Raw genomic sequence first — 21,936 nt, 5'->3', positions numbered from 1 at the left:
CGACATGAACGGCCCTGACAAGGCCGGCAATGCCGGTAGGATGAGAACAAATGATCAGGTGGTGATATCCCTCCAGTACTCGCTACATCCCCAAATCCTGACTCGCCGTAATCGCCAGGATCACCCCGGTGATGATCACGCCGATCACCGCCCCGATGATCAGGATGGCGGCCGGCTCGATCAGCTGCAGGGCGCGCTTGGCGCGTTCGCGGCCGCTTTGCTGATACAGCTTGGCCAGGGATTCGAGCATCTGCGGCAGCTTGCCGGTTTTCTCGCCCACCCGGACCAGGTCGCAGCCGGTGGCGGTGATGGCCTGGTGGTCTCTGAGCGCGGCCGATAGCTCGGTGCCGCCGCGGGTGGCGCGGGTCACTTGGGCCAGTCGGGCACGCAGGTTGCGCAGCTGCACGCTTTGTTCGGCCATATCCAGCGCCTGGACCAGCTCCACCCGGCTGCCCAGCAGGGTTGAGAGCATCGCCGTCCAGCGCCCGGTCTCGGCTTCCATCAGCCAGTCGCCGATGATCGGCAGACGCGACAGCCACTCCAGCGCCCGTCGGCGCATGGCCGGCTGCGCAATGGCGGTGCCCAGCAGGCCCAGGCCGCCGACCACACCCAGCGTTACGGCCGCCGTGTGGGCGTTGAACCACAACCCGGTGCTGATCACCGCCCAGGCCAGCCACGGCACGTTGGGGTCATCCAGGTCAACCATGGTGCCGAAATTCGGCACCACCACCATGAACACCACCAGAATCGCGGCAATGCCGGTGGCCACCAGAATGGTCGGGTAGACCAGTGCACCGCGCAGCTCGCTGGCGACTTCCAGGTCGTATTCCATCTGGGCCACGCCACGTCTCAGCGCATCGCCCAGCTGCCCGGTCATCTCGCCCGAGCGCGCCAGCTGGCCGAAATACCACGGTAGCTTCAGGTTGGTCTCGGCCAGCGCCTCGGCAAACGGCTCGCCGCGCTTGATCCGGGTGCTCATCGCTTCAAAAGCGTCCTGAATGACCGGATGATGCGAAGAAGTCGCCAGCGAGCCGACGGCTTCAGCAATCGGCACCTCGGATTCGATCAGGGTAGTCAGCTCGTGCAGAGCAATCATGATCTCGCGCCGGGGCGGCTTGCCGCCGCGCCTTCGCCCCCGCCCCAGTTCGCGCGCATCGGCAATGGCAAACGGCACCAGACCCTGGGCTTCGAGCCTGCGCGTGACTTCATCACGGCTATCGGCCTCCAGCACCCCGCTGGTTTCCTCGCCGGAACCGGTAATGGCCTGATAATGGAATTTCATGGGTGTTTCAATCCCCCGCATGCCCGCCGCTGACCCGGATCACTTCTTCTACCGTGGTCAGGCCCTGCATGGCCTTGATCAGGCCGTCTTCGCGCAGGGTGCGCGCGCCTTCTTCGGCGGCGATGCGCCACAGGGCCTGGGCGGTGTGGCCAGAGGTAATGCCATCCTGGAGGCGCTCGCTGACGTCCACCAGCTCATACAGGCCCACCCGGCCGCGGAAGCCCGTGCCGCGGCAGGCCGGGCAGCCGCGCGCCTGGACCCAGTTTTCATCGGTTGCCAAACCCGCGCGCTGGGCCGCCGCCAGCGCCTGCTCGCGCAGCTGCGGATGCGGTTTGTCCAGCGGCTCGGCGCAGGCCGAGCACACCCGTCGCACCAGGCGCTGGGCCTGGACTGCGCGCACCGAGGTGGCGACCAGGAACGGCTCCACCCCCATGTCGACCAGGCGGGTAAACGCGCTGACCGAGTCATTCGTGTGCAGGGTGGAAAACACCAGGTGCCCGGTCAGCGCCGCCTGCACCGCAATCTCGGCGGTTTCCAGGTCGCGGATCTCGCCGATCATGATGATGTCCGGATCCTGGCGCAGGATAGCGCGCAGGGCGCGGGCAAAGGTGTAGCCGATCTCGGCGTGGGTCTGGATCTGCGAGACCCCTTTGAGCTGATATTCCACCGGGTCTTCGACCGTGATGATCTTGCGGTCGCGCTCGTTGATCTCGTCGAGCGTGGCATACAGCGTGGTCGACTTGCCCGAGCCGGTCGGCCCGGTGACCAGAATGATCCCGTGCGGCGAGGTGGCCCACTGGCGAAACAGGCGGTAGTGGTCGTCGGCAAAGCCCAAGTGCGTCAGGCGCAGCTGCTGGGCCTCTTTGGGCAGCAGACGCAGCACCAGCGACTCGCCATGCACCCCCGGCACGGCCGAGACACGGATATCCAGCTCCTCGCCGCTGACCCGCATCCCCACCCGGCCATCCTGCGGCAGGCGGCGCTCGGCGATATCCATGCCCGAAATCAGCTTGATTCGCGACGCGACCGCGGCAAAGCGCTCCCGCGGCAGGGTATAGCGGGTATGCAGCACCCCGTCGATGCGCAGGCGGACGAAAAACTGATGCTCCTCGGGCTCAACATGAATGTCGGAGGCATCCTGGTCGGCGGCCTGGGACAGGATGTTGTTGACCAGCTCGATGACTGGGGCTTCCTCGGCCAGCTCGCGCAGGCGGCTGATGTCATCGTCGCTGCCGCGCTTGCGCAACGAGCGCTGGACCAGCTCCAGCAGGCGGTCGACCTCCTGGTTGCGGGCCAGGTACAGCGTGACCTCGTCGTCGGCAAAGGCCCGATCCAGCGCCTCACCCAGGGCTGGATCCAGCGGGTCGCGCGCAGTACAGCCGTAGCGGCCCTCGTCGATCTCCCAGATGCAGGCCTGCGCATCCAGCCACCATTCTGCGCTCAGCCCGCTGTGCTCAATGGCGGCCTGAACCCGCTTGCCGTCCATCGGGAAATCCTCGATCTCGGCCAGCGGCATGTCCAGCTGGCGGGCCAGCACCGGCAGCAGATTGTCTTCCGAAATTGCTCCCATGCGCACCAGCACCGCCCCCAGCCGGCCGCCAAACTCACGCTGAAACTCCAGCCCGCGCTTGACATCATCGGCCGAGACCAGCCCAGACTCCACCAGCAAGCCGCCAAGCAGGGCAGGGTGGGGCGCCAGTTCAGACGGGTCGGAGGTGGGCAGTTCGGTTGCAGAGACACTGTTCATTCCGCAATTCTAACGCCGTCGGGCCGCAACGGCCCAGTCCCGAGGTTCACCCCCTGCGCGATGCGCCCGGTCGCTGCCGGTTCCGACCACCAAGGCCAGGCCTGATTGGCCTGCCCCGGGCTGGTTGCGCTTTTACCCCGATCCCCACCAGACGGTACAATTTAGGGAACCTCTCGCAACCGTTCGTGTTCTCAGGGTCCGATGATTAAAAAATCAATCCATACCAACTCACGTGGCTTTACCCTGCTCGAAATGCTGGTAGTGCTGGTGATCATCGCGCTCATCGTCGGCCTGGTCGGCCCGCGCCTGTTTACCCGGGTGGACTACTCGCGCGTCGACACCGCCGAGACCCAGGTGCGCATGCTGCGCGGCGCGCTGGAGACTTTTCGACTGGATGTGGGACGGTTTCCTACTCAGGAGGAGGGGCTGAACGCGCTCTTCTCCCGGCCCTCGGATGAGCGCGTGGCGAACCGTTGGCGCGGGCCCTACATCGACGAGCCGCCGCCGGAAGACCCCTGGGGCAACCCATATCGCTATTCGTTGCCAGGACGGGACCTGCCGTTTGCGCTTTACTCCTATGGCGCCGATGGCCGGCCGGGTGGGGAGGATGTGAATGCCGACGTCGGTTACCTCCCGCGCAGCTAAGTGCGTATGATCAGCAGGCCAATGCGCGGATTCACGTTGATGGAGATGATGGTGGTTATGGCCATCATTGCCTTGGCCGTTGGCATCGTATTGCCAAGACTGGATGCCATGGTGTCGAGCTACGGAGCGGCGGCAGAGCGCGAGACTGTCATTGAGGCTATTGCCGCGCTCGGCGTGCATGCTCGGGCCGAAGGTGAGCGCATCACATTTGCGGGCCAGAACGAATGGCTGCAGGGCGAAATCCCGCCTCACTGGCATATAGAGGCGGATCCAGCCATCGTTTTTCATCCCTCAGGGGCCTGCGACGGCGGTCTGATCCAACTTCGGGGGCGCGACCGCAGGTTCACCTACCGCCTGGAGCCGCCACGCTGCCGCGCTATTCTGGTTGACTAGGCATGCGAAAAAGCCGATTGCAAGCGGGATTCTCATTGCTCGAGGCTATCGTTTCACTGGTGATTTTTGCCAGCGTTGTATCGGCCTTGTACGCTTGGCTGAGCGTAACCGCGCACGGGCTTGGGCGCATTGAGTCCCAGCGTCAGATGCAGGAAGCCGTGCTGGTGGGCCTCGCCACGATTGAATATGTAAATCCCATGGCTACGCCGCAGGGCTTTCGTCAAGCCGGGCATTACCGCGTGGAGTGGGTCGCAGAGACGCTGGCTGAGCCGATACCTGGCATCAACAGTAGTGGCTTCAATTCACTGTATGATGTTGGTCTTTGGCAGCTGGAGATTACCGTGACCGGCGGTGGCGAACCGGTCAGTTTTTCTGCCCGTAAAGCAGGTTGGCGGCAAGTCCGCCAGCCCGACTTTTTCCGCTGATGAACCTGTCATCGCGCGTTCAGCTGGGCTTTACGCTACTCGAAACCCTGGTCGCCTTGATCATCGCGAGCTTGGTATCGGTTTTACTGATGCAAGGCCTGACGCAAGCGCTGCTGTTGCGAGACCGCGTGCTGGATCACGTCCAGTTTCAGCGTGAAGCCAGACTCCGTTATGCCTGGTTCGACGACACCGTCAGTGCCCTGATCGCCGACCTGGGTCGCGTGGAGCGGCATCGTTTTACGGGTGGCCCAAACGGCTTCAGCGGTCTTTCATTAGCGCCACTGACCGACTGGCCGGGTAAGCCGTCCATGGTCCACTGGCAGCTTGAGTCTGAGGGCGACCTATTTCATCTTTACTATCAAGAGGGTGCGCCGATCATTGCTTCTGAATGGCAGCGTGCCTGGTCGTGGTACGCGCAGTCGGCCGAATTTGCTTACTACGACCCGCAAGCCGGCTGGCAATCGCAGTGGCCGCCCGAAGGCGGCCACGGTCTTGCCATGATTCCGGCGCTTCCGGCCATCATTGCTTTCACAACGCAGTGGCGTGGGCAGCCAGTGACGTGGGCGGCCTCCGTTCGTGGTAGGCGAAATCCTCGGCCAGATCTGGACTTGCCGGCAGAATTCCGATGAAACGCAAGGCTCAAGGCTTCATTCTCGCACTCGTTCTGGCCGTACTGGTAGCCCTTAGCCTCTTGGTTTCGGCTATTGCAGCCTGGGTCTCGGCAACAATGCGTCAATCCATCGATTTCAGCGATATGGCTTCCGAGCAAATCGCCCATCACGATACGCTCGAAACCCTAAAATACTTCATGGCGACCCGGCTTATTGGCATCGGCGGGATTTACATGGGTCCTTACGATCCGGCTATCGCCAACAGCTGGCGATCCACGCCTGCTAACGACACCCGTTTACTCTGGCGGCCGGACGACCTTCCACTCGACAATCGCCCGCTCCTCGCCTTCGACAAAAGTGTGTTCCGGATTCAGGACGAAGCCGGGCTCATCAAGCTGAAGAACCTGGATACGGCATCGTTCGCGAGTCTTCTGCAACTGATGGACGTCCGCGGTCCTCAGCGAGACCGTCTCGCGCGTCAGTTGGTGACTACTATCTTGGCGCCACCTGATAGCCTGGCAGGCCGATCAATCGCAGCTGCATTCAGAGCGGGCGGGGTTGTGGCTCCGTCGGCGCGGTATCCTCTGTCGCCGTTTGAGGTTCTTCATCAGCCTGGCTGGGAGCAGTTGGGCCCCACGCAAATTGCGCTGTGGAATGACGGCGTCAGCCCGCTGGCGCGTGGACGCCTCAACCTCAATTCAGCCCCGCCGTGGCTGTTGCCTGTGTTGCCGTTCATGAATGCATCAACCGCTCAGACTATCGTCGAGCAGCGTGCATCCAGGCCAGTGGCCGGGCCCGGTGGTCTCGACAATGCGGTGCTTGACCCGCTACACTACCAAGGCGTTCCAGGGACTTCCTTTCGCATCACTTTTCCGGCCGTGTCCAGCCGTCGGGCTTTGCGGTATCATTTGCGAATGACGCCGCAAGCTCATCGAGCGCAACCCTGGCAGCTCGAAATGACTTATCCGGTTACACCGCAGACATCACATTCCAGCAGTGCGCCTCCAGATCCCCAGATCATTGACCATCCTCTTTTCGCCTCGCCGGAGGAGTCCACTGCTGGGCGACAATGAAGCGGGCGGAAGACTGGGCCGCCGCGAGTTGATTATCCCCCGTAGCCGTCTGCTCTACCGGCGATTCAAACTGGATGCCGTGCCAGCCCCACGTCGCATGCCGGTGCTGATGCTGAAGATCGAAGCCTGGCGGCCCCTCTCGGAAGCGCGGTACTGGATTGGCTGGCAGGACAATATTGCGCATGTTTGGGCCTGGGTTGGAAATGACCTGGCCTTGAGTACAGGTCCCGGCGAGCGAGCAGTACCAGAATCCGCGCTGTATGCGCCTGACGAAGACGGCGCCCGGCTCGTGGCTTGTCTGGAGGGTGTAGAGGGGCAAATCTGGCGAGATGGCCAGCTGCAGGCCTCGCGTTGGTGGGCGCGCACCCCCAGCACAGCGGAGTGGGGTGCTTTCACCCGAGCAGCGGGGCAAGCGCCCGAGCCTACTCCGGATGTGCAGAAACTTCGATTGGATGTCAGGCCCTGGGCGCGCCGCGTCGCCAACGATGACAACCTCTGGGCACACAACGAGCGCACGGTCGTTTGGGCGGCGGCGACGCTGCTGGCCCTTACCGCAGGTTGGCAACTGGGCGCTTTATGGCAAACGCATGCGACGCTTGATCAGGTAGAGCAACAACTGGCCGAGCAACGCACCGCCTCAGCGGAGCAACTCGCTGCCCGCGACCAGGCCCTCAGCGCCCGGGCACGCACCGAAGACCTCCTTCAATTGTCACCACAACGCAGCGCGCTGCAATTATTGCGCGAGGTGGTTGAAACACTGCCTGAAAATGTAGAACTACGCGAATGGCAGCATCAGGCTGACAGTCTTAGTCTCCTGCTGGCCGCCAGCCCGGCGCCGGATCCCGAAACCCTGGTCCGAGCGCTGCAGGACGTTAGCGGCCTGAGTGAAATCACGGCAGAGCGCAGTCGGCAGGCTGGTCAGCTGGTACTCTCTGCTGCCCTGGACCGACCATGGCCTTGAACAAGACCCTGATCCACGGAACCGAAACCATCCGCCGCGCGCTGGTTGAGCAACCGCGTATTCGGATCGGGGTGTGGTTTGTACTCGGTCTACTCGGGCTAAATCTGGTGCTAAGCCTAGCCGACGCGCGTCGCGATCTGGTGCCGGAAATTGAGCGCCAAGCAAGGCTCTACCACCATCTGGATGTTGTACTGGCCGACAGTGACTGGCAAACACGATTGTCTGAAGCCAACGATCAACTGCAGCAAATTCACAATCGGCTATATCGAGCCGAAACCACCAGCCTGGCGCGGGCGGAGTTTCAGTCAATGCTGGAACGCGAGGCTCAATCAGCCGGACTGCAGATCAGCCGGCTGGAAATGCAAGCCCCAGCTGCAATAGGGCATATCCCGGGTTTGTTCAAGGTAGGGGCCACGTTGCGCTTGCAGCATGACCCGCGCCGTCTGCTGGGGTTCCTCGCGGCACTTGAAAACCGAGACGGTTTGATTGTCGTTGATGAGTTGCGCATTGACGTTGAGCACGGGCGTGCGGACGGCGTTTTGCTGCACGCGGTCTACCAGGTGTCTGGATCCGAAGGTGACGAGGCATGAATCGACTCGCCCGATATCCGCTCCTGCTGTCGATAACAGCGGCTCTGCTGATCGGGCTTGCAACTGGCCTGATCACTGCGCCTAAACAACAGTACCGAGCCGACCTTAACGAGCCATTGGAGTGGGCTTTGCCCGAACTCAGCGAGGCGGCCGATGCTGAAGTGATCGCAGCGGCCGTTGCTGAGAGATTGGGCTGGATCAGCGAGCAAGTTGTGGACGAGCCTGAAGAGGCTGCCGCACAAGCCGCCGCAGAAGCGGCTGCAGAAGCCGCACGGTTGGCCGAAGCGGAACGTCAGCGTCGCCGTGCTCACCGTTGGCGCTTTTTGGGCAGCACTGAGCAGCACGGCAAGTTGCAATCGGTGTTCAGGGCCGGTGACGGCAGATTGCGCCATGTCAGCCAAGGCGAGGAAATTGAGCACGGCGCACGAGTCATTGAGCTGCATCCGGGCCGGGTTGTGGTTGAACTGCCGGGCCAACTGCAAAATCCGTCACAGGAGCCTTCAGGAACGGTGCCACACCGTCTGCAGCTATTCAGGGATACGGATCTGGATCTCTACTTGCCCGATTCTGCTGCGGCGGATGGCCGCAGCAACTGACTTGGTCCTATGCCTGACCAATCGCCAGGCGGAGGCGTCCAGTGCCCAGAAAAGCTGGAATGGCGGACCGGGCACACTGGAAGCCATGCCGACAGGAGCGCTCAGCGAACCCATTTACGCTCTAGATTCCTAACGTACAGCCCAACAGGGAAGCTTACTGCATGACAATCGCCCAATCACGCCATCACCACCAGAAAGTTGTCCTTATCTCGTCGATGGAACGGCTTATCCTGGCGGCTATTCTGGTTCTGGCGCTTGCTGCCTGTGCGACGCCGCCTGCCCCGCTTTCCGCTGAAGGGCCGCTGAGAAGCCCCGCAGGCAACACGCCAGCAGCCTCAGCCGATAACGCAGACCCGGATGCCTCCCGCGCGGACCCCCAGGACAGACCTGAGCAGTCCCGTGAGCGATTTAAAGCCCTCGCAGCGACAGGAAACTGGTCGAATCTTGCGTCCATGGCGCTGGCAGATGTGCCGGAAGATCTGCCCGCAGGGCCTTTCAGGCTTAATTTCGAAGCGATGCCTCTTCCCGTTTTTATAGATGAGGCTTTCGGTCGTGTTTTGCAGCTTGATTTTCAGATGGACGAGGCTGTGCGGCAGCGGGGTGATTTAGTGACCCTGCGTTTGGCAGAACCACAGGACGGACCCGCGTTGTATCAGACCGCACTCAGAATCTTGGCTCGGTATGGTGTTGGCGCGTTCAACGATGGCGATTTGTTTTACTTTGCCCTTGACAATGACGCAGCCGGGTCGCCGCTGCCCCTTTTGGCAACCGGCGCAACTTTGCCGAGCGTGCCGGAAACCCATCGTCCCGTTTTCCAGATCGTGCCACTGGCGGTGGTTCGGAACACCCAGGTCCGATCGCTGCTCGCCGACATTTTCCGAGGTCGAGGGCTGGAAGTCTCTGAGGATGCCGGTCGGAACGCTATCCTCCTGCAGGGACGGCCCGAGATTATTCGTCAGGCGCTGGCGACGATTGAAGTGCTGGACCAGCCTTTGATGCGTGGACGCAACATCCTCCGTATTGAACCGATCTACCGCAGCGCGGGTGAACTCGCGTCAGAGATTCAGGAGCTCTTGACGGCGCAAGGCTACGCGCCAGAGACCGGTGGTCTGGGGCCGGTCACGCTGGTGCCTGTCGATGCGGTTAATGTGCTGTTCGCGTTTGCAGCTACCGATGATGTCCTGAGCCAGATTCAGGCCTGGGCCGTTGAACTGGATCGCGTGGTCGCACCACCGGATGAGGAGAGCCTTTTCAGGTATCAGGCACAGCGGACCTCGGCAGAAAATATTGCAGGTGTCTTGCGAAACCTGCTCGGAAGCGGGATGGTTCTTGAGCCGGCGGAAGGCCTCAGAGATCAGCGCGATAGCACCCAGGCCAGGCAGCAGGGCAGGGCGGCCAGCGGCCTGGTGGTTGATGACGTTCGTAATGCGATTCTTTTTCGCGGTACGGGCGCCGAGTGGCAGCGGCTTCGGCCGCTGATGGAGCAAATGGATACCGAAACACCGATGGTGCTGGTCGAGGTCACCATCGCCGAAATCTCGCTGACAGACCAACGTGATATAGGAGTCGAGGGCCTGTTGGAAGGTTTGGAGATCGGAGGTTTCAGCGGAACCGTGTCCACCGTTGACGGCCTTGGGTTGGGTGGGTCAGGTCTTTCGGCAGTATTTGATAATCCCGGCGATGCACGCGTCATTCTCAATGCATTCCAGTCCAGTGATCGGGTGTCCATTCTTTCTCGGCCTCATTTGCTCGTGCAGTCAGGCAGCGAGGCCAGCATCGACGTCGGCACCGACGTGCCCATCATCACCCGTCAGGCGTCGAGCGCGGATATCAGTAGTCCAGGCGGACCGAGTATTCTCCAGGATGTCGCATTCCGCAATACGGGCATCATATTGCGCATCAGCCCCACCGTTCGGGGGCGCGGGGTGGTGGATCTTGCGATTGATCAGGAAGTCAGTGAAGCTCAGCAAACCGAAAGTTCCAGTATTAACAGTCCATCGATTTTCACCCGGCGAGTTTCGACGGAGTTGACGGCGCGGGATGGGCGCCCACTGATGCTGGGTGGCTTGATCAGCGAGAACCGCAGCGAAGGGACGAGCGGCGTGCCGGGTTTCAGCCGAATCCCCTTGCTGGGGCGGCTGTTCCGGTCGGATGGCGCCAGCAGCAACCGCACGGAACTGGTGATTCTGATGATCCCGTACATCCTCCCGGGCCATGATGAGGCTGAGAAGATTACCGAGGCCTTTCGCTTACGGCTCACCCCTTCACATCCGGGGCGCGGTCTTTTGCCGCCGGAAACAGGTAGTGATGATCAATAGCGTTTCCGCCTTTCTCGCGTCTTTGTCTCGTGCAAGGCATTGAGATAGCCAGAATGAAGATTGGGGCTTCCGCCGTGGCATCATCGGCCTGGCGCTAACCTATTGATTTTGTTGGGCGGCGCTTGCATAAGGATGCCCTCGCGGCAGGGCCCGCTTGATTACGTTGGCGGTTGCCTATTGGCACAACAGCTGGCAGATGTTCGACCATCTTAGGCAGCAAAACAGGCATTAAACTCGGGCATAGCCTGTTGCTGGCAGGGCGATAAAAAATGAGGAATTACAAAGGACAAGGCCAGGCAGTCACGCACGCTTGACAGTGATTATGTCGATGCTATACTTCACCCCGGTGGTTTGATGCTTTAAGGAGGCGAGGTACGTGCTTGCGAGGGGTCAGTCACCAAGAAAATCCTTGTCGACAAGGTTTTTGAGTTTCACTCACAATTTCAAAGGAATGGTGTACACATGAAAAGGAAACTGCTAGTAACAGCAATGGTGGCGGCGGGACTGGGAGTGTCCGGCGCCCAGGCGGCTATAAACTTGGACGCAACAACTAGCCAAGAGCAGGATTATGCATCCCAGACTGACATCGATCCCACGGGTTCAATTCTGGAGGCCGATGGTGTGCTTACAGACTTCGACGTAGTTACTAAGTTCGGTGCGGCCATTGCGCAGGAAGTGGTTCGCTACGTCAGGCTGGATTTGACGGGTGATGCTGAATTTGTTGCTAACCCTGTCCCTACAATTACAGGTTCAGATTGCACACCCAACTTTATTTCTGGGGGCGCCGGAACTTCCGCAGCTGTGTATTCAATTACCTGCGGTACTGGTGAAACGGTGGAACCGGAAGACACCATCACGTTTCCGCTGGAGAGCATTGAAGTGTTTGACCAGTCGCCGGTGGATGTGCAATTCCGACTGTTCGAGTTTGAATCTACGGCGACGGATCCAAGCAATTCGGTCTTTCCCGCCCTTCAGACCAAGTCAGCGGCCATGGTTCGATTTGTCAACGCTCTTTCAACCAAGGTTAATGATGCGGACGAGAAAGTCATTAACGTCGCTTCTACGCCAATCGGGTCCACGAAGTTTGTGACTGCTGACGTTCGGGAGACACCAATCGCTGACTTTGACGTTGAAGCTGTAGAGGGTGTGGCGTGGTTCGATGGCGATCAGGTCACGCTGGCGGACATGATTGATGAAGCGGATTCAACGCTGACCATCAATGGAACGAATGCAGTGTTTTCTTCGATTGGTGCGACTAGTGCTCTTATTGCTGGGGGAATTACCGTAGACGGACCCACCTTTGAAGCAGCCCCCGCTGCCACCGGGCAAACAACGTCTGACGTCACTGTTCCTTTCCTTGATCCGACTGTTGAAGGGAACACAACAGTGACAATGACCGTGGACGGGGATTTGAAAATCCCGACCTCCACAATCACAGGGACCTTGAATCTTAGTCCGGCAACCAGTGCTGTGGTTTCAGGCATTGACCTCGGTGAGCTCAGCAGGTTGACGAAGAATGGGTCTGTTGATACCGTGGCGTTTGCGACCCTGAAGCCGAACCAGTACTTCAAAATTACTAACCCAACCGGTACGGAAGGCGCGGTATTTTTGACTGTTTATGATGATTCGGGCAATCAGTGCGATCTGGCGCTGAGTGATCTGACCGATACAACGGGAGCGACCATGCCTGCGTCTTTGGTTGAAAATACAGCAACCAACCTGTTTACCGGCCAAGAAATCGGATCGACTTGTGGCAACGTGTCGGGTCAGATTCGCGTGGTTGTAGACGCTGAATTTGGTGATAACAATAGCAACCTTCAGGGCACTGGCGAAGGCGATCTTTCGGGTGTTCGGATTGATGCCTTCAACGCCTCTGATTTCGTGCCGAATCGGTAAGTTAATCGAGGCATAACTCAAGCCAGAAGAAAAGGGGCGCCGACAAGGCGCCCCTTTTTTGATGGCGCGTTTATGGCACGAACCGTGATTCGATCCTGAGCAAAACGCCGTTGGAACCGGGGCAGCCGACTCCTTGGATCGCAGGGCTGCAGGGTATGGGATACTACGCGCTTTGCACTTGAGTTCCTGCAGCATTGAACGCCTCGACTCATATCTTTCAGACCCTCGCAAACGATCGACAGCTGAAAGGCACGGCCGAAACTGACCAGGCTGTTCCATGCCTGCGTCGTCTTGATGCAGGCGCGTCGGTCACCCGTGCGATCTCCAACACCGAATTGGCCAGCCAGGTCCAGCGCCTGGCAAGCGGGATGGCTGCGCGCGGCTGGGCCGGTGAACGCGTAGTCGTGGCCGCAGCCGACGAAACCGCCTTCTTGTGCGCTTTTCTGGCTTGTCTGCAATCCGGCGTGGTGGCGGTCCCAGCCGTCTCCCCCGGTACGGCACGTAACAACCATCGTCTGGCCCACTATGCGGCTGACGCCGGCGCGGTGGCCTTGCTAGTGGACACCGATGCTCAGCTCCAGCTTCGCATGCGCAGCGACGTACTGGCTGGTTGGTCTGTCGAGACCCTCGAGGCGCTGACGGTCGAGGGTTCCGACAGAATCGGTTCTGATTTCGAGCCGTCGCCGGATGCCCCGGCCTATCTTCAGTACACCTCGGGATCCACTCGCGCACCCAAGGGGGTCATCATCAGTCGGGCCAACTTGTCTGCCCATCTGGCCATGCTGGCCGATCGCGTCCCGCTGGACCAAAGCGAGTTGGTGATCAATCCCATGCCGCTGTATCATGATGCCGGACTGCTGATGAGCCTCAATGCGCTCCACCAGGGGGCCGGATTGATGCTGCTGCCGGCCTTGTACGCCGTGCGCGACCCGTTTTCCTGGCTGGATGCGCTTAGCCGATACCGTGCTGCCCTGACCCCATCAGCCACTTTTCTGCTGGATCTTTGCACCCGCAAGATCGACCAGGCGCGCCTAAAGGCACTGGATCTGTCTGCCTTGCGCGCGCTGCTGATCGGCGCCGAACCGATTCCTTATGGGGTGGTGAGGGATTTCACTCGCCGTTTTGCCGCCTGCGGATTCTCTCAATCCGCAATGCGACCATCCTACGGCATGGCCGAAACCACCCTGCTGATTTCCACCACAGGGACGACCGGCCCCGTGGTGCGTCGTTATGCTTCCGAAAGCCTGCGCCGGGGAAAAGTCCGGCCCGATGAAAAGGGTGAGGCCGTAGTCAGCTCGGGTCGGCCCTGCACCGAAGATAGCGTGCGCATTGTCGATCCGGACAGCGGCCAGGCGAGCCCGGAGCGGACCGTCGGCGAGGTCTGGGTGCGGGCAGCGTATGCCTCGGAAGGCTATTGGCACAAACCCCATCAGAGCAAAGAAACCATGCACAACAGCCTGCCAGGTGAGTCGGGCCGTTGGCTGCGCACCGGAGATCTGGCGTTTTTTGATGGGGGCGAGTTGTTTGTGCTGGGACGTATCAGTGACACACTGATCATCCGCGGCGAAAATCGCTACCCGCAAGACATTGAATGGGCCGTGGCTGGATGTCATCCGGCCATCCAGACCGGTGGCGTGGTGGCGTTCTCGATCGCCCATCGCGGCCTGGAAGGGGTCGCACTGGCCTGTGAGATACGCCGTGCGACCCGACGTAGTCTGAACACCGGGGACGTGTTTCGGTGTATTCGTCGAGCACTGGTCGAGCAGTTGGGGCTTGCGGCCGCTCGCATCGTCCTTGTGCCGGAGGCGGCCTTGCCGCGCACCTCCTCGGGCAAGCTGGCCCGCCGTCGTTGCCGCGCCAACTGCGAGGCCGAACGACTGAAGGTCCTGGCCGAATGGACTGCGACTGATGGGCCGATGCCGGAACCGTCTTCGGGCGACGATCTTCAACATCCGCCCACGCTGCTGACCCTGTGCCGGCGCATGCTGCGCGCACCGACGCTTGGCGTCGACGACGATTTGTTCTCCCACGGGTTGGATTCTCTGCGCGCAGCCGAGCTGGCGTTGGACATCGAGGGTCACTGGGGCGTATCTCTGGACCTGGGCGCCTTCGAGTACGGCGTGAGCGTGGAGGCAATCCAGGACTGTATTGACGGCAAGGCCAATCCGGCTGAATCCGCGACGCCTGCGCGCTTGCCGCTGGACGAGTTTGATGCTGGCAGGCTGCGGCGCATGCAGTCCTACACCGTTGGATGGCGCGGCGACTGGATTTCCGCCAACCGATTGGTCTTTGGACGCAATCTGGCTGGGCAACTCCCGCCGCTGGCCTGGTGCTTTCAGGGCTTTGCCGAGTTCGAGGCCATGGCAAAGCATCTCGGGCCGGACCAACCCTTGTACGGGATGCGCTCGGCTCATTACGTGGCCGCACACGATGACCGTGAAGCCATCACCGGACTGGCGCGACTCTACCTTGAGGAGCTCTCGCAAGCACCGGCTGGAGCACCTGTGCATCTAGGCGGCAACTGCCAGGGTTCGGTTGTGGCCTTGGCCATGGCCCGGGAACAACTGGCAAAAGGCAATACGGTCGCAGGCCTGTTTCTGCTCGAAAACATCACTTCTCGTCTTGATCCGCAGCCGGTGCCGGTGCCGGTGGCGATGTTTTTCGGCCAGCATAGCCAGGAGTTCAACCCGTACCATCTGTTCCCGGACCCGTCCCCGGGTTGGGCGAAGTTGTATCCGGCCGGCTACAGCATTGATCTGGTGGAAGCCGATCACGGCGGCTACTTTCGCCCGCCCGGTGTTGTGCCGTTCATGCGCATGCTGCAGACGCGGTTGGCCGCAGTGCCGAAGGGCGAAAGGATCAAGGAAGCCCGCCCGCCCTTGCTGGCCGGGGCTTTCCGGGCCGGTCTTGGCCTGGCGCAGCCGCTGCCGGCTGAAATTGCGGCCGGCCGAAAGCTGAAGGTGGTGTTGGAGCTGGTAAACCAGAGCCCCGAGGCCTGGTTCGGCGAAGACGACTTGATCGTGGCCAACCACTGGCTAAGCGAGGACGAAGCAGTCCTGCAATGGTTGGATGACCATCAACCGGTAGCGGAAAAGGTGGCGCCCGGCGAAACCGTCCGACTAGTGCTGGAGGTCACAGCGCCTGCCGTGCCGGGGCCGGTGATTCTTGAGATCGACCTGGCAGAATCGGGCGTGGCCTGGTTGGCCGAACACGGCTATCGGGCTCTGCGGCACCCGATTTTGGTGATCTGAAGAAGTTAGGGACGAGACAACGGCGCAGCTATCGGCGTCGGTCAGGCGCCTTAGCCGGTATGCGCCGAAGTAACTGTTGCTGTACCGCCGGGTCCAAAGGGTTGCCCGACGCCTGGCGGCACCAGTCCTGCCAGCTGCACGGGCCGTCCTTGTAAGCCAGCGGCGCGCCCAGATAGGCGGCACCGCCTTGTACAAAAGCCCGGTAGCCTGCATCGTCGATCAGGCCAATGGGCGGCAGCTGGTCGGTCTGGCGCCCTACCAAAAAGCGGTGTACCCGTTGTGCAACCGTGCGATTGACAACCTGAATGCCGGTTAATGCAATGATATTGCGGGTCTTTGCGTGCTCCTCGAAAAACGCTTCGTCGAGCATGTTGGCCACGCAAGCCTCGACGATCTCGCCGAAAATGTCGTGGCGCGGCGGTGCAAACAGCAAACCATTGGCCAGCCCTCCGTGGCTGTCCGTACGCTGGAAAAAGATCGGTACCTTTGACCTCAGCAACGGCCGTGGATCAGCGACCATCACCACGTCGGCGTCAAGCCATAGCCCGCCATTGAGGTAAATGGCACAGTAGCGAAAGAAATCACTGCGCTGCACCGGATGCAGACATTTGCGGTAGACCTCCACGTGTGTCTTTCCCAGTTCTGCCGCCAGCAGTGCCTCGGCTGAAGCGTCATCGTAGCTTTGCCATGGCACGCCCAACGCTTCGCAGCGCCGACGGGTTGCCCCCAGCAAGTCCAGAATCTGGTGATCCGGGTCTCGATCCCAGAACTGGATCACCCCGCCAGACAATGGCTTGGATGCAGGTGCAAGCGGAGTGGGTATCGCTGCGATTTGCCTGAACAACGGCGCGTAATCTTCAAAGGTCAGTTGATCGAAGTTGCGTGCCAACAAGTCGCTCAGATGCTCGGATGAAGATGGTTTGGTCATATCATTGGTTAATGGGAAAGTTTTCGGATCTATATTCATCTGGTGCATAATTGTCCCGATGGAGATTCATTATTCACCCCATGTTCGGGTTCGACAGGCGATCCGCTGGATGCCCGATCGCTGCTATCCACGCGTTGTTTGCTACGACGATGTCATGATCGACGGCCGTGTAGATTGGCATCCATCCGAGCCCCAAGCGCGCCCCTACGACGAGGAATTCAGCACTGATCGTCCGTTGGCAATATGCGCCAATCGATGGAGAGGGAGGAATCATTATCATCTGATTTTTCAAGAAGTTTCCTCACTATTCTTGCTTGCAAGAGTCGCCCTTCCTGAAACGCTTTTTCTAACTACGGATCCAGCGCTTGATCGTCGTGTTGGCGAGGTTTTCCAGCTCGCCTGCAATTGTGCCAATATAGCTGAGAAGAACGTCCTTACGGTACGCGAACGTGTTCGTTACAGGGCTCCACAGATTCTGTTAATTGATCCCCAATCTGAAGATATCTTGCTGCCATACTGTTTGGCCCGATATCAACGCATGACCGAGCTTGCAAGTCAAGCCGCTGTTCCCGCAGCGGACAAGTTATATATCTCCCGACAGGATGCGACCGCTCGAAGGGTTCTCAATGAAGCCGCGGTGATGCACTATCTTGAGCAAGCAGGCTTCACCTGCATCATACCGGGAAATTTTTCGATAGAACAGCAAATCAAGCTATTTAATCGCGCCTCGGTGATTGTCGGACCTCACGGGGCGGGCTTGACGAACCTCTTGTTTTGTAAATCTGGGACGCGCGTCATCGAGCTTTTTCAGGAGGACTTTATCAATCCGGCTTTTTACAAGATCAGTCGTGAAGTTGGGGCGCACTATCTAGGCTTGGTTAACCCGGCTCAAAACACTAGCGCTCAGCCTTGCGAAACTATTGATGTTTCCGACAAAAGCTATCATCGGTCGGAGTGGAATGTTGACCTCGATATGCTCCAGGCCTTTTTGTAGCAAAGATTGCCAACTGCGGCACCGTGCCGCCTGGCCTGTTTCGGACCCAATCTGTACCGACATCATTTGAGCTTTGGCTTATGCGTATTCTTCACATCGGCAAGTTTTTTTACCCGAGCCACGGCGGTATGGAAAACTTCCTCTACGATCTGCTACGCGCCAATGTTGGGTCTGAGATTGACGAGGCCTGTCTAGTGCATGCCGAGCGGGGCCAGTTGGCAGGCGAGCAGGATCTGGCTGATCTTCCGTTTCTGGAGCGGCTGGTGCGGGTAAAGGTCCACGGGCACCTAAGCTACGCGCCCATCAGCCCGGGGTATCCAATGGCTTTGGAGCGGATGTTGCAGGACTTTCGCCCAGATTTGCTTCACTTGCACCTGCCTAACGTCTCAGCGTTTGCTGTCCTTTTCAGTCGCCGCGCGAGGAGCGTCCCCTGGCTGGTCCACTGGCATTCCGATGTTGTAGGTCCGGGGCTTGAGAGGAAACTGAAATTGCTATACCCCTTCTACCGGCCCTTCGAGCAGGCTCTGCTGCGGCGGGCCCGACGCGTTATCGCCACCTCGCCGCCCTACCTCGAGAGCAGCGTCGCGCTCGCGCCCTGGCGCGACAAGTGCCAGGTCGTGCCGCTCGGGCTAGATCCTGCTCGGGTGGAGGTCGACTCATCCAAGCCATCACTTTGGCCCAGTCAGGGCCGGCTTAGGGTGCTGGGGGTGGGTCGGCTGACCCGTTACAAGGGCTTTGAGACCCTGGTGCGCGCCGCACTTGCGGTGCCGGAAGTGGAGCTGAAAATCGTCGGCGGAGGAGAGTTGCGCCGATCGCTCGGTAGTCTCTTGGAGCGGGCGGGATGTCCAGATCAGATCGAGTTGACCGGAGCGGTCGATGATGGAGCGCGAAATCGACTGCTGGCGGACTGCGACCTGGTCTGCCTTCCCTCAATCAACCGCGCCGAAGCTTTTGGACTGATCCTGCTTGAGGCGATGGCGGCCGGTAAACCGGTTTTGGTGTCAGATGTCCAGGGTTCCGGCATGGGATGGGTGGTGCAAACGGCTGCTGCCGGCTGGCTTTTCACACCGGCTAATCAGGAAGAACTGGCCGCAAAGTTGCGCCACATCGCGGCATCCTCAGTTGAATTGCTAGAAATCGGGCGGCGCGCTAAAACTGCGTTCTCCGAACACTTTCATATTTCCAAGACTGCTGGCCAGTTGCAGGCAGTGTGGAAGAACTACTGTCCTTGATTTAGCTGAAAGCGGCTGGCGATAGCATTGGCAACCGGATGATCAGGAATGACTTGCAGAACTTGCTGCGATAACAGAAAAGCTTGTTCGTAGTGACCCAGCATCAGTTCGCTATGAGCCAGTGCGGCAATGACGTTTGGATCGGGCCTGATTGAAACTGCCTCTGACAGGTGAGCCTGAGCCTGTTCGGCAATTTCAAAAGACAAAAATGCGCCGCCTATCAAGGCATGGTAATCGAATCTACGCTGATCCGATAGGGCACTTGCGTCGAGGTGCTGGGCAAACTTCAAGAGCTGGAAGTTCTCGCCACGCTCGTGCAACGCTGCCATCGCCAAGATAATTAACGCGCTGCTATCAAACGGCACTGTGGATTGGGCAGCAACCGTCAACGCGTTTTCAATTGCAGACAGTGCCTCGTTGGTGCGGCCCTCCTGTCGTAGTAGTTCTCTTCCCAGATTAGTCCAGGCCCGCGGGCTGTCCGGCGCCAGGCGCGTATTGGCTTGCAGGAATGCCTCCGGTTGGACCCAGAGGCTGTTGCGCGCCCAGGTCTGGTAAAGCGTAAAGCCCATCAGCAGCACGAGGCCGGCTACAGCACTGCGCTGCCAGGTTCGGGATTGGCCGGCCAACATTGTCGCCAAGCCGGCCACCAAGGCCACGGCCAGTCCCGCGTTGGGCAGGTAAGTGCGGTGCTCAAAGGCAAGATCGCGAATCGGGATCACGCTGGATTCCACCGCGTGCGCGAGGTAGTAAAAGAGAATGCCGAAGGCCACCAGCGGAGCGCGTCGCCAGGTCAGGAAGCCCAGAATCAGGAGCGCCAGATGGCCCAGCGCTGGCAGCACGATCCCCATGCGCCAGTCCATGGCCACCAGCGCGAAGTCATACTCCAGGCGCTGTTCGCCGATCAGGAAAAACTGGCCAATGTAGTGCCACAGCACGCCGAACTGGGTGACGAGGTAGTCCAGCCGGGCCATGCCGCCCACCTCGCGCGTCGTGCCCAGAATGTCGAACCGGGGCCAGTGCAGCACCCAGGCCACCAGCACCGCGGTCAGTGCCGCAGCGGCTGCCACCACAACGACCGACTTCGGCCCCAGGCGACGGAAGAACAATAGCTCGACCAGTAGCAAGGCCAGCGGCAGCGTCGCTGCCGACTGTTTGGAAAAAAACGCCAGTACACCGGCCAGCGAAGTTAGGATGAACAACCGCCAGTCCCCGCGCAACCGCCCCCAGGCGAAGGCCGAGAGGCTGAGCAGGTAAAACATCGCCGCTAGCGAGGCGTGGCGCTGGATGATGTAGGTTACCGCCTGGGTCTGAAGCGGGTGGAGCAGAAAGATAGCCGTGGCGATCAGCGGCACCCAGCGCAGCCAGGGTCGAGTTTTGATATCCAGCGCCCGGCTTCGCAACAGGGCGCTGAGCAGCAACCAAAGGCCCAGTCCGGCCAGCAGGTGGATGAGCAGATTGACCAGGTGGTAGCCGAACACGTCCTCGCCGTGAACGCTGTAGTTGGCCGCCAGCGTCCAGTTGGCGATAAAGCGCGCAGGCGAGTAGGCCTGGATGCCGGCGACATCACCGGCATCATGCAGGGCGGGGGTTTCAATAAAGTGTAGGTAATCGTCCAGATAAAACGGGACTTCGAACGATGGCCAGTACGCCACGATCGTCGCTGCGACCACAGTGACGGCAGCCAACCAGCTTATTTTTCGTTGTGTCGTGTCGTTCATATAAAACGCCCCGGATTACAACGCACCCGGATCCCTCAGCCCCGCTGTTGGGTCCGAACCCAGCTGGCCATCAGGAGTTTCTCGGGTCGCGCGAGCGCTTGCCGGGATCCTCGTGGTTCAGTTGCTCGATCTGCTCTTCCAGCATCGCCACTTTCTGTGCCAGGCGCAGCAGGCGGCGACGATCTTGCGAGACGTCCACGTCTTCGAGCAAGACCTTGATCAGCAGGACCAGAATGGCGACCATGAACAACAGCGATGGCGAATAAGCCACGCCGACCCAGTCAGCGACTCGATCAATGAGGCGTGGAAACAGGCCCAGCAGCCCAATCAGGCCGGCCACGCTGAGCCACCACAGCGAATGCATGACCGGCAGCCGATCACGCCGCAGCAGCCAGAAAATTGAAAGGACGACGACGCCCGCAAGTATTGCGCTAAACATGGGCAAAGTCATCAATCGGTGCACTCCCCGGTACCCTGGGTCGGGCGGCCGTAGGCGCGCCGGGTCAGGCTGATCAGGGCCGAGTAGACCAGATAGTGACCCACCACTCGCCAGGAGGAGAAGATCCTCGATTGGCCATGACAGCGGGGCCGCATCGCGACCTCGTGTTCAACCAGTTCCAGGCCTCGGCAGTGCAGGTGCAGCAGCACCCCGACATCCTGGTATTCCAGCAGGGTGCAGTCCGAATCGGCCAGCAACTCCATGGCCTGACGGTCATAGAGACGGAAGCCCGAGGTCAGATCGGCCACCTTCAGCCCGCTGAGCAGTCTGAGAATCCGCCAGGCCAGTTTGCGGCGGCGGTTGCCGCGGGCCACGCATGAGGCCACCACCACGTTGGGCGCCAGATCGCGAGCCTGAGCAAACGCGATCAGTTTGGGGATATCTTGCGGATCATGCTGCCCGTCGCCGTCCAGGGTCACGGTCCACTGGTACCCGGCCGCGACCGCCGCCCGAATCCCGGTCTGCATGGCGGTCCACGAGCCGGCATGAAAGGGCAGGCGCAACACGCGCGCCCCGGCCTCGGCAGCAGCTTCGGCGGTCCGGTCGGTCGAAAAATCATCGACCACGGTCACGCTTAGGCCGAGTTCTCGGGTCCCGGCCACCACTCGGCCAATATCTGCGGCCTCGTTGCGGGCCGGGATTACGGCGACCCCCGTAGAGATCGTCTGTGCCAAATCATGATCTTGCAATTAGTCATCCCCTCGATAGACTGCCATGCCTCTGGATGCCGGCCGCTAGCACCTGATTTCTCGAATGAATTCGTAGCTTAGCACGCCC

19 protein-coding genes are annotated in these 21,936 nt (G+C 60.4%); 13 read left to right on the top strand and 6 right to left on the bottom strand.

Annotated features, from left to right (window positions below):
- Positions 1-82: 82 nt before the first annotated feature.
- Positions 83-1,282, bottom strand: coding sequence for a type II secretion system F family protein (locus G3I74_RS11370; protein ID WP_164211731.1), 1,200 nt, complete (start codon positions 1,280-1,282; stop codon positions 83-85).
- Positions 1,283-1,289: 7 nt separating this feature from the next.
- Entirely contained in the window at positions 1,290-3,029 is a 1,740-nt protein-coding gene (locus G3I74_RS11365; protein WP_164211730.1) for a GspE/PulE family protein, read from the bottom strand.
- A gap of 201 nt (positions 3,030-3,230) precedes the next feature.
- Here G3I74_RS11365 and gspG point away from each other — a divergent pair, with 201 nt between their 5' ends.
- The 11 genes from gspG to G3I74_RS11310 all read left to right on the top strand — a co-directional run bounded on the left by gspG (position 3,231) and on the right by G3I74_RS11310 (position 15,788).
- On the top strand, positions 3,231-3,674 hold the full coding sequence (gene gspG, locus G3I74_RS11360; protein ID WP_164211729.1) for a type II secretion system major pseudopilin GspG: 444 nt from the start codon (positions 3,231-3,233) through the stop codon (positions 3,672-3,674).
- A 6-nt stretch (positions 3,675-3,680) separates the two neighbouring features.
- The gene (locus G3I74_RS11355; RefSeq protein ID WP_338063102.1) at positions 3,681-4,067 is read left to right on the top strand and encodes a pilus assembly FimT family protein; all 387 of its coding nucleotides are present in this window, start codon (positions 3,681-3,683) and stop codon (positions 4,065-4,067) included.
- Between the two features lie 2 nt (positions 4,068-4,069).
- Entirely contained in the window at positions 4,070-4,492 is a 423-nt protein-coding gene (locus G3I74_RS11350) for a PulJ/GspJ family protein (protein ID WP_164211727.1), read from the top strand.
- Positions 4,492-5,121 (top strand): PulJ/GspJ family protein, encoded by a 630-nt coding sequence (locus G3I74_RS11345; RefSeq protein ID WP_164211726.1) that lies wholly within the window; start codon positions 4,492-4,494, stop codon positions 5,119-5,121. Before G3I74_RS11350 ends, G3I74_RS11345 begins: the two co-directional genes overlap by 1 nt.
- A complete protein-coding gene (locus G3I74_RS11340; RefSeq protein ID WP_164211725.1) occupies positions 5,118-6,176 on the top strand; it encodes a hypothetical protein in 1,059 nt (352 codons plus the stop codon). Before G3I74_RS11345 ends, G3I74_RS11340 begins: the two co-directional genes overlap by 4 nt.
- 109 nt (positions 6,177-6,285) lie before the next feature.
- Positions 6,286-7,137, top strand: coding sequence for a hypothetical protein (locus G3I74_RS11335; protein WP_203594708.1), 852 nt, complete (start codon positions 6,286-6,288; stop codon positions 7,135-7,137).
- Positions 7,134-7,727: a GspMb/PilO family protein gene (locus tag G3I74_RS11330; RefSeq protein WP_164211723.1), complete on the top strand. Its 594-nt coding sequence runs from the start codon at positions 7,134-7,136 to the stop codon at positions 7,725-7,727. The genes G3I74_RS11335 and G3I74_RS11330 overlap by 4 nt, the downstream gene beginning before the upstream one ends.
- Positions 7,724-8,323, top strand: a complete 600-nt coding sequence (locus tag G3I74_RS11325) for a hypothetical protein (protein ID WP_164211722.1) — start codon at positions 7,724-7,726, stop codon at positions 8,321-8,323. The genes G3I74_RS11330 and G3I74_RS11325 overlap by 4 nt, the downstream gene beginning before the upstream one ends.
- A gap of 161 nt (positions 8,324-8,484) precedes the next feature.
- Positions 8,485-10,641, top strand: a complete 2,157-nt coding sequence (locus tag G3I74_RS11320) for a secretin N-terminal domain-containing protein (protein WP_164211721.1) — start codon at positions 8,485-8,487, stop codon at positions 10,639-10,641.
- Positions 10,642-11,103: 462 nt separating this feature from the next.
- Positions 11,104-12,537: a hypothetical protein gene (locus G3I74_RS11315; protein WP_164211720.1), complete on the top strand. Its 1,434-nt coding sequence runs from the start codon at positions 11,104-11,106 to the stop codon at positions 12,535-12,537.
- Positions 12,538-12,731: 194 nt separating this feature from the next.
- Complete coding sequence (locus G3I74_RS11310) at positions 12,732-15,788, top strand: AMP-binding protein (RefSeq protein ID WP_164211719.1); 3,057 nt, start codon at positions 12,732-12,734, stop codon at positions 15,786-15,788.
- Positions 15,789-15,816: 28 nt separating this feature from the next.
- On the opposite strand, the gene G3I74_RS11305 is transcribed toward G3I74_RS11310, so the two are convergent.
- Positions 15,817-16,755, bottom strand: coding sequence for a glycosyltransferase (locus G3I74_RS11305; RefSeq protein WP_203594707.1), 939 nt, complete (start codon positions 16,753-16,755; stop codon positions 15,817-15,819).
- A 19-nt stretch (positions 16,756-16,774) separates the two neighbouring features.
- Between G3I74_RS11305 and G3I74_RS11300 the strand changes: the two genes are divergently transcribed.
- Complete coding sequence (locus G3I74_RS11300; protein ID WP_164211717.1) at positions 16,775-17,710, top strand: glycosyltransferase family 61 protein; 936 nt, start codon at positions 16,775-16,777, stop codon at positions 17,708-17,710.
- Between the two features lie 80 nt (positions 17,711-17,790).
- Entirely contained in the window at positions 17,791-18,942 is a 1,152-nt protein-coding gene (locus G3I74_RS11295) for a glycosyltransferase (RefSeq protein WP_164211716.1), read from the top strand.
- Here the strand turns inward: G3I74_RS11295 and G3I74_RS11290 are convergent.
- The 3 genes from G3I74_RS11290 to G3I74_RS11280 all read right to left on the bottom strand — a co-directional run bounded on the left by G3I74_RS11290 (position 18,930) and on the right by G3I74_RS11280 (position 21,833).
- Entirely contained in the window at positions 18,930-20,660 is a 1,731-nt protein-coding gene (locus G3I74_RS11290) for a tetratricopeptide repeat protein (RefSeq protein WP_164211715.1), read from the bottom strand. The genes G3I74_RS11295 and G3I74_RS11290 overlap by 13 nt on opposite strands.
- Positions 20,661-20,730: 70 nt before the next feature.
- A complete protein-coding gene (locus tag G3I74_RS11285; RefSeq protein ID WP_164211714.1) occupies positions 20,731-21,099 on the bottom strand; it encodes a DUF2304 domain-containing protein in 369 nt (122 codons plus the stop codon).
- Between the two features lie 11 nt (positions 21,100-21,110).
- Positions 21,111-21,833: a glycosyltransferase family 2 protein gene (locus G3I74_RS11280; RefSeq protein ID WP_239056880.1), complete on the bottom strand. Its 723-nt coding sequence runs from the start codon at positions 21,831-21,833 to the stop codon at positions 21,111-21,113.
- Between the last annotated feature and the right edge of the window lie 103 nt (positions 21,834-21,936).

It is taken from the genome of Wenzhouxiangella limi, from assembly GCF_010499265.1.
Classification (GTDB): Bacteria; Pseudomonadota; Gammaproteobacteria; order Xanthomonadales; family Wenzhouxiangellaceae; genus Wenzhouxiangella; species Wenzhouxiangella limi.
The sequence above is the reverse complement of the archived record's forward strand: the minus strand, read 5'-3'. Positions and strand labels throughout refer to the sequence as shown.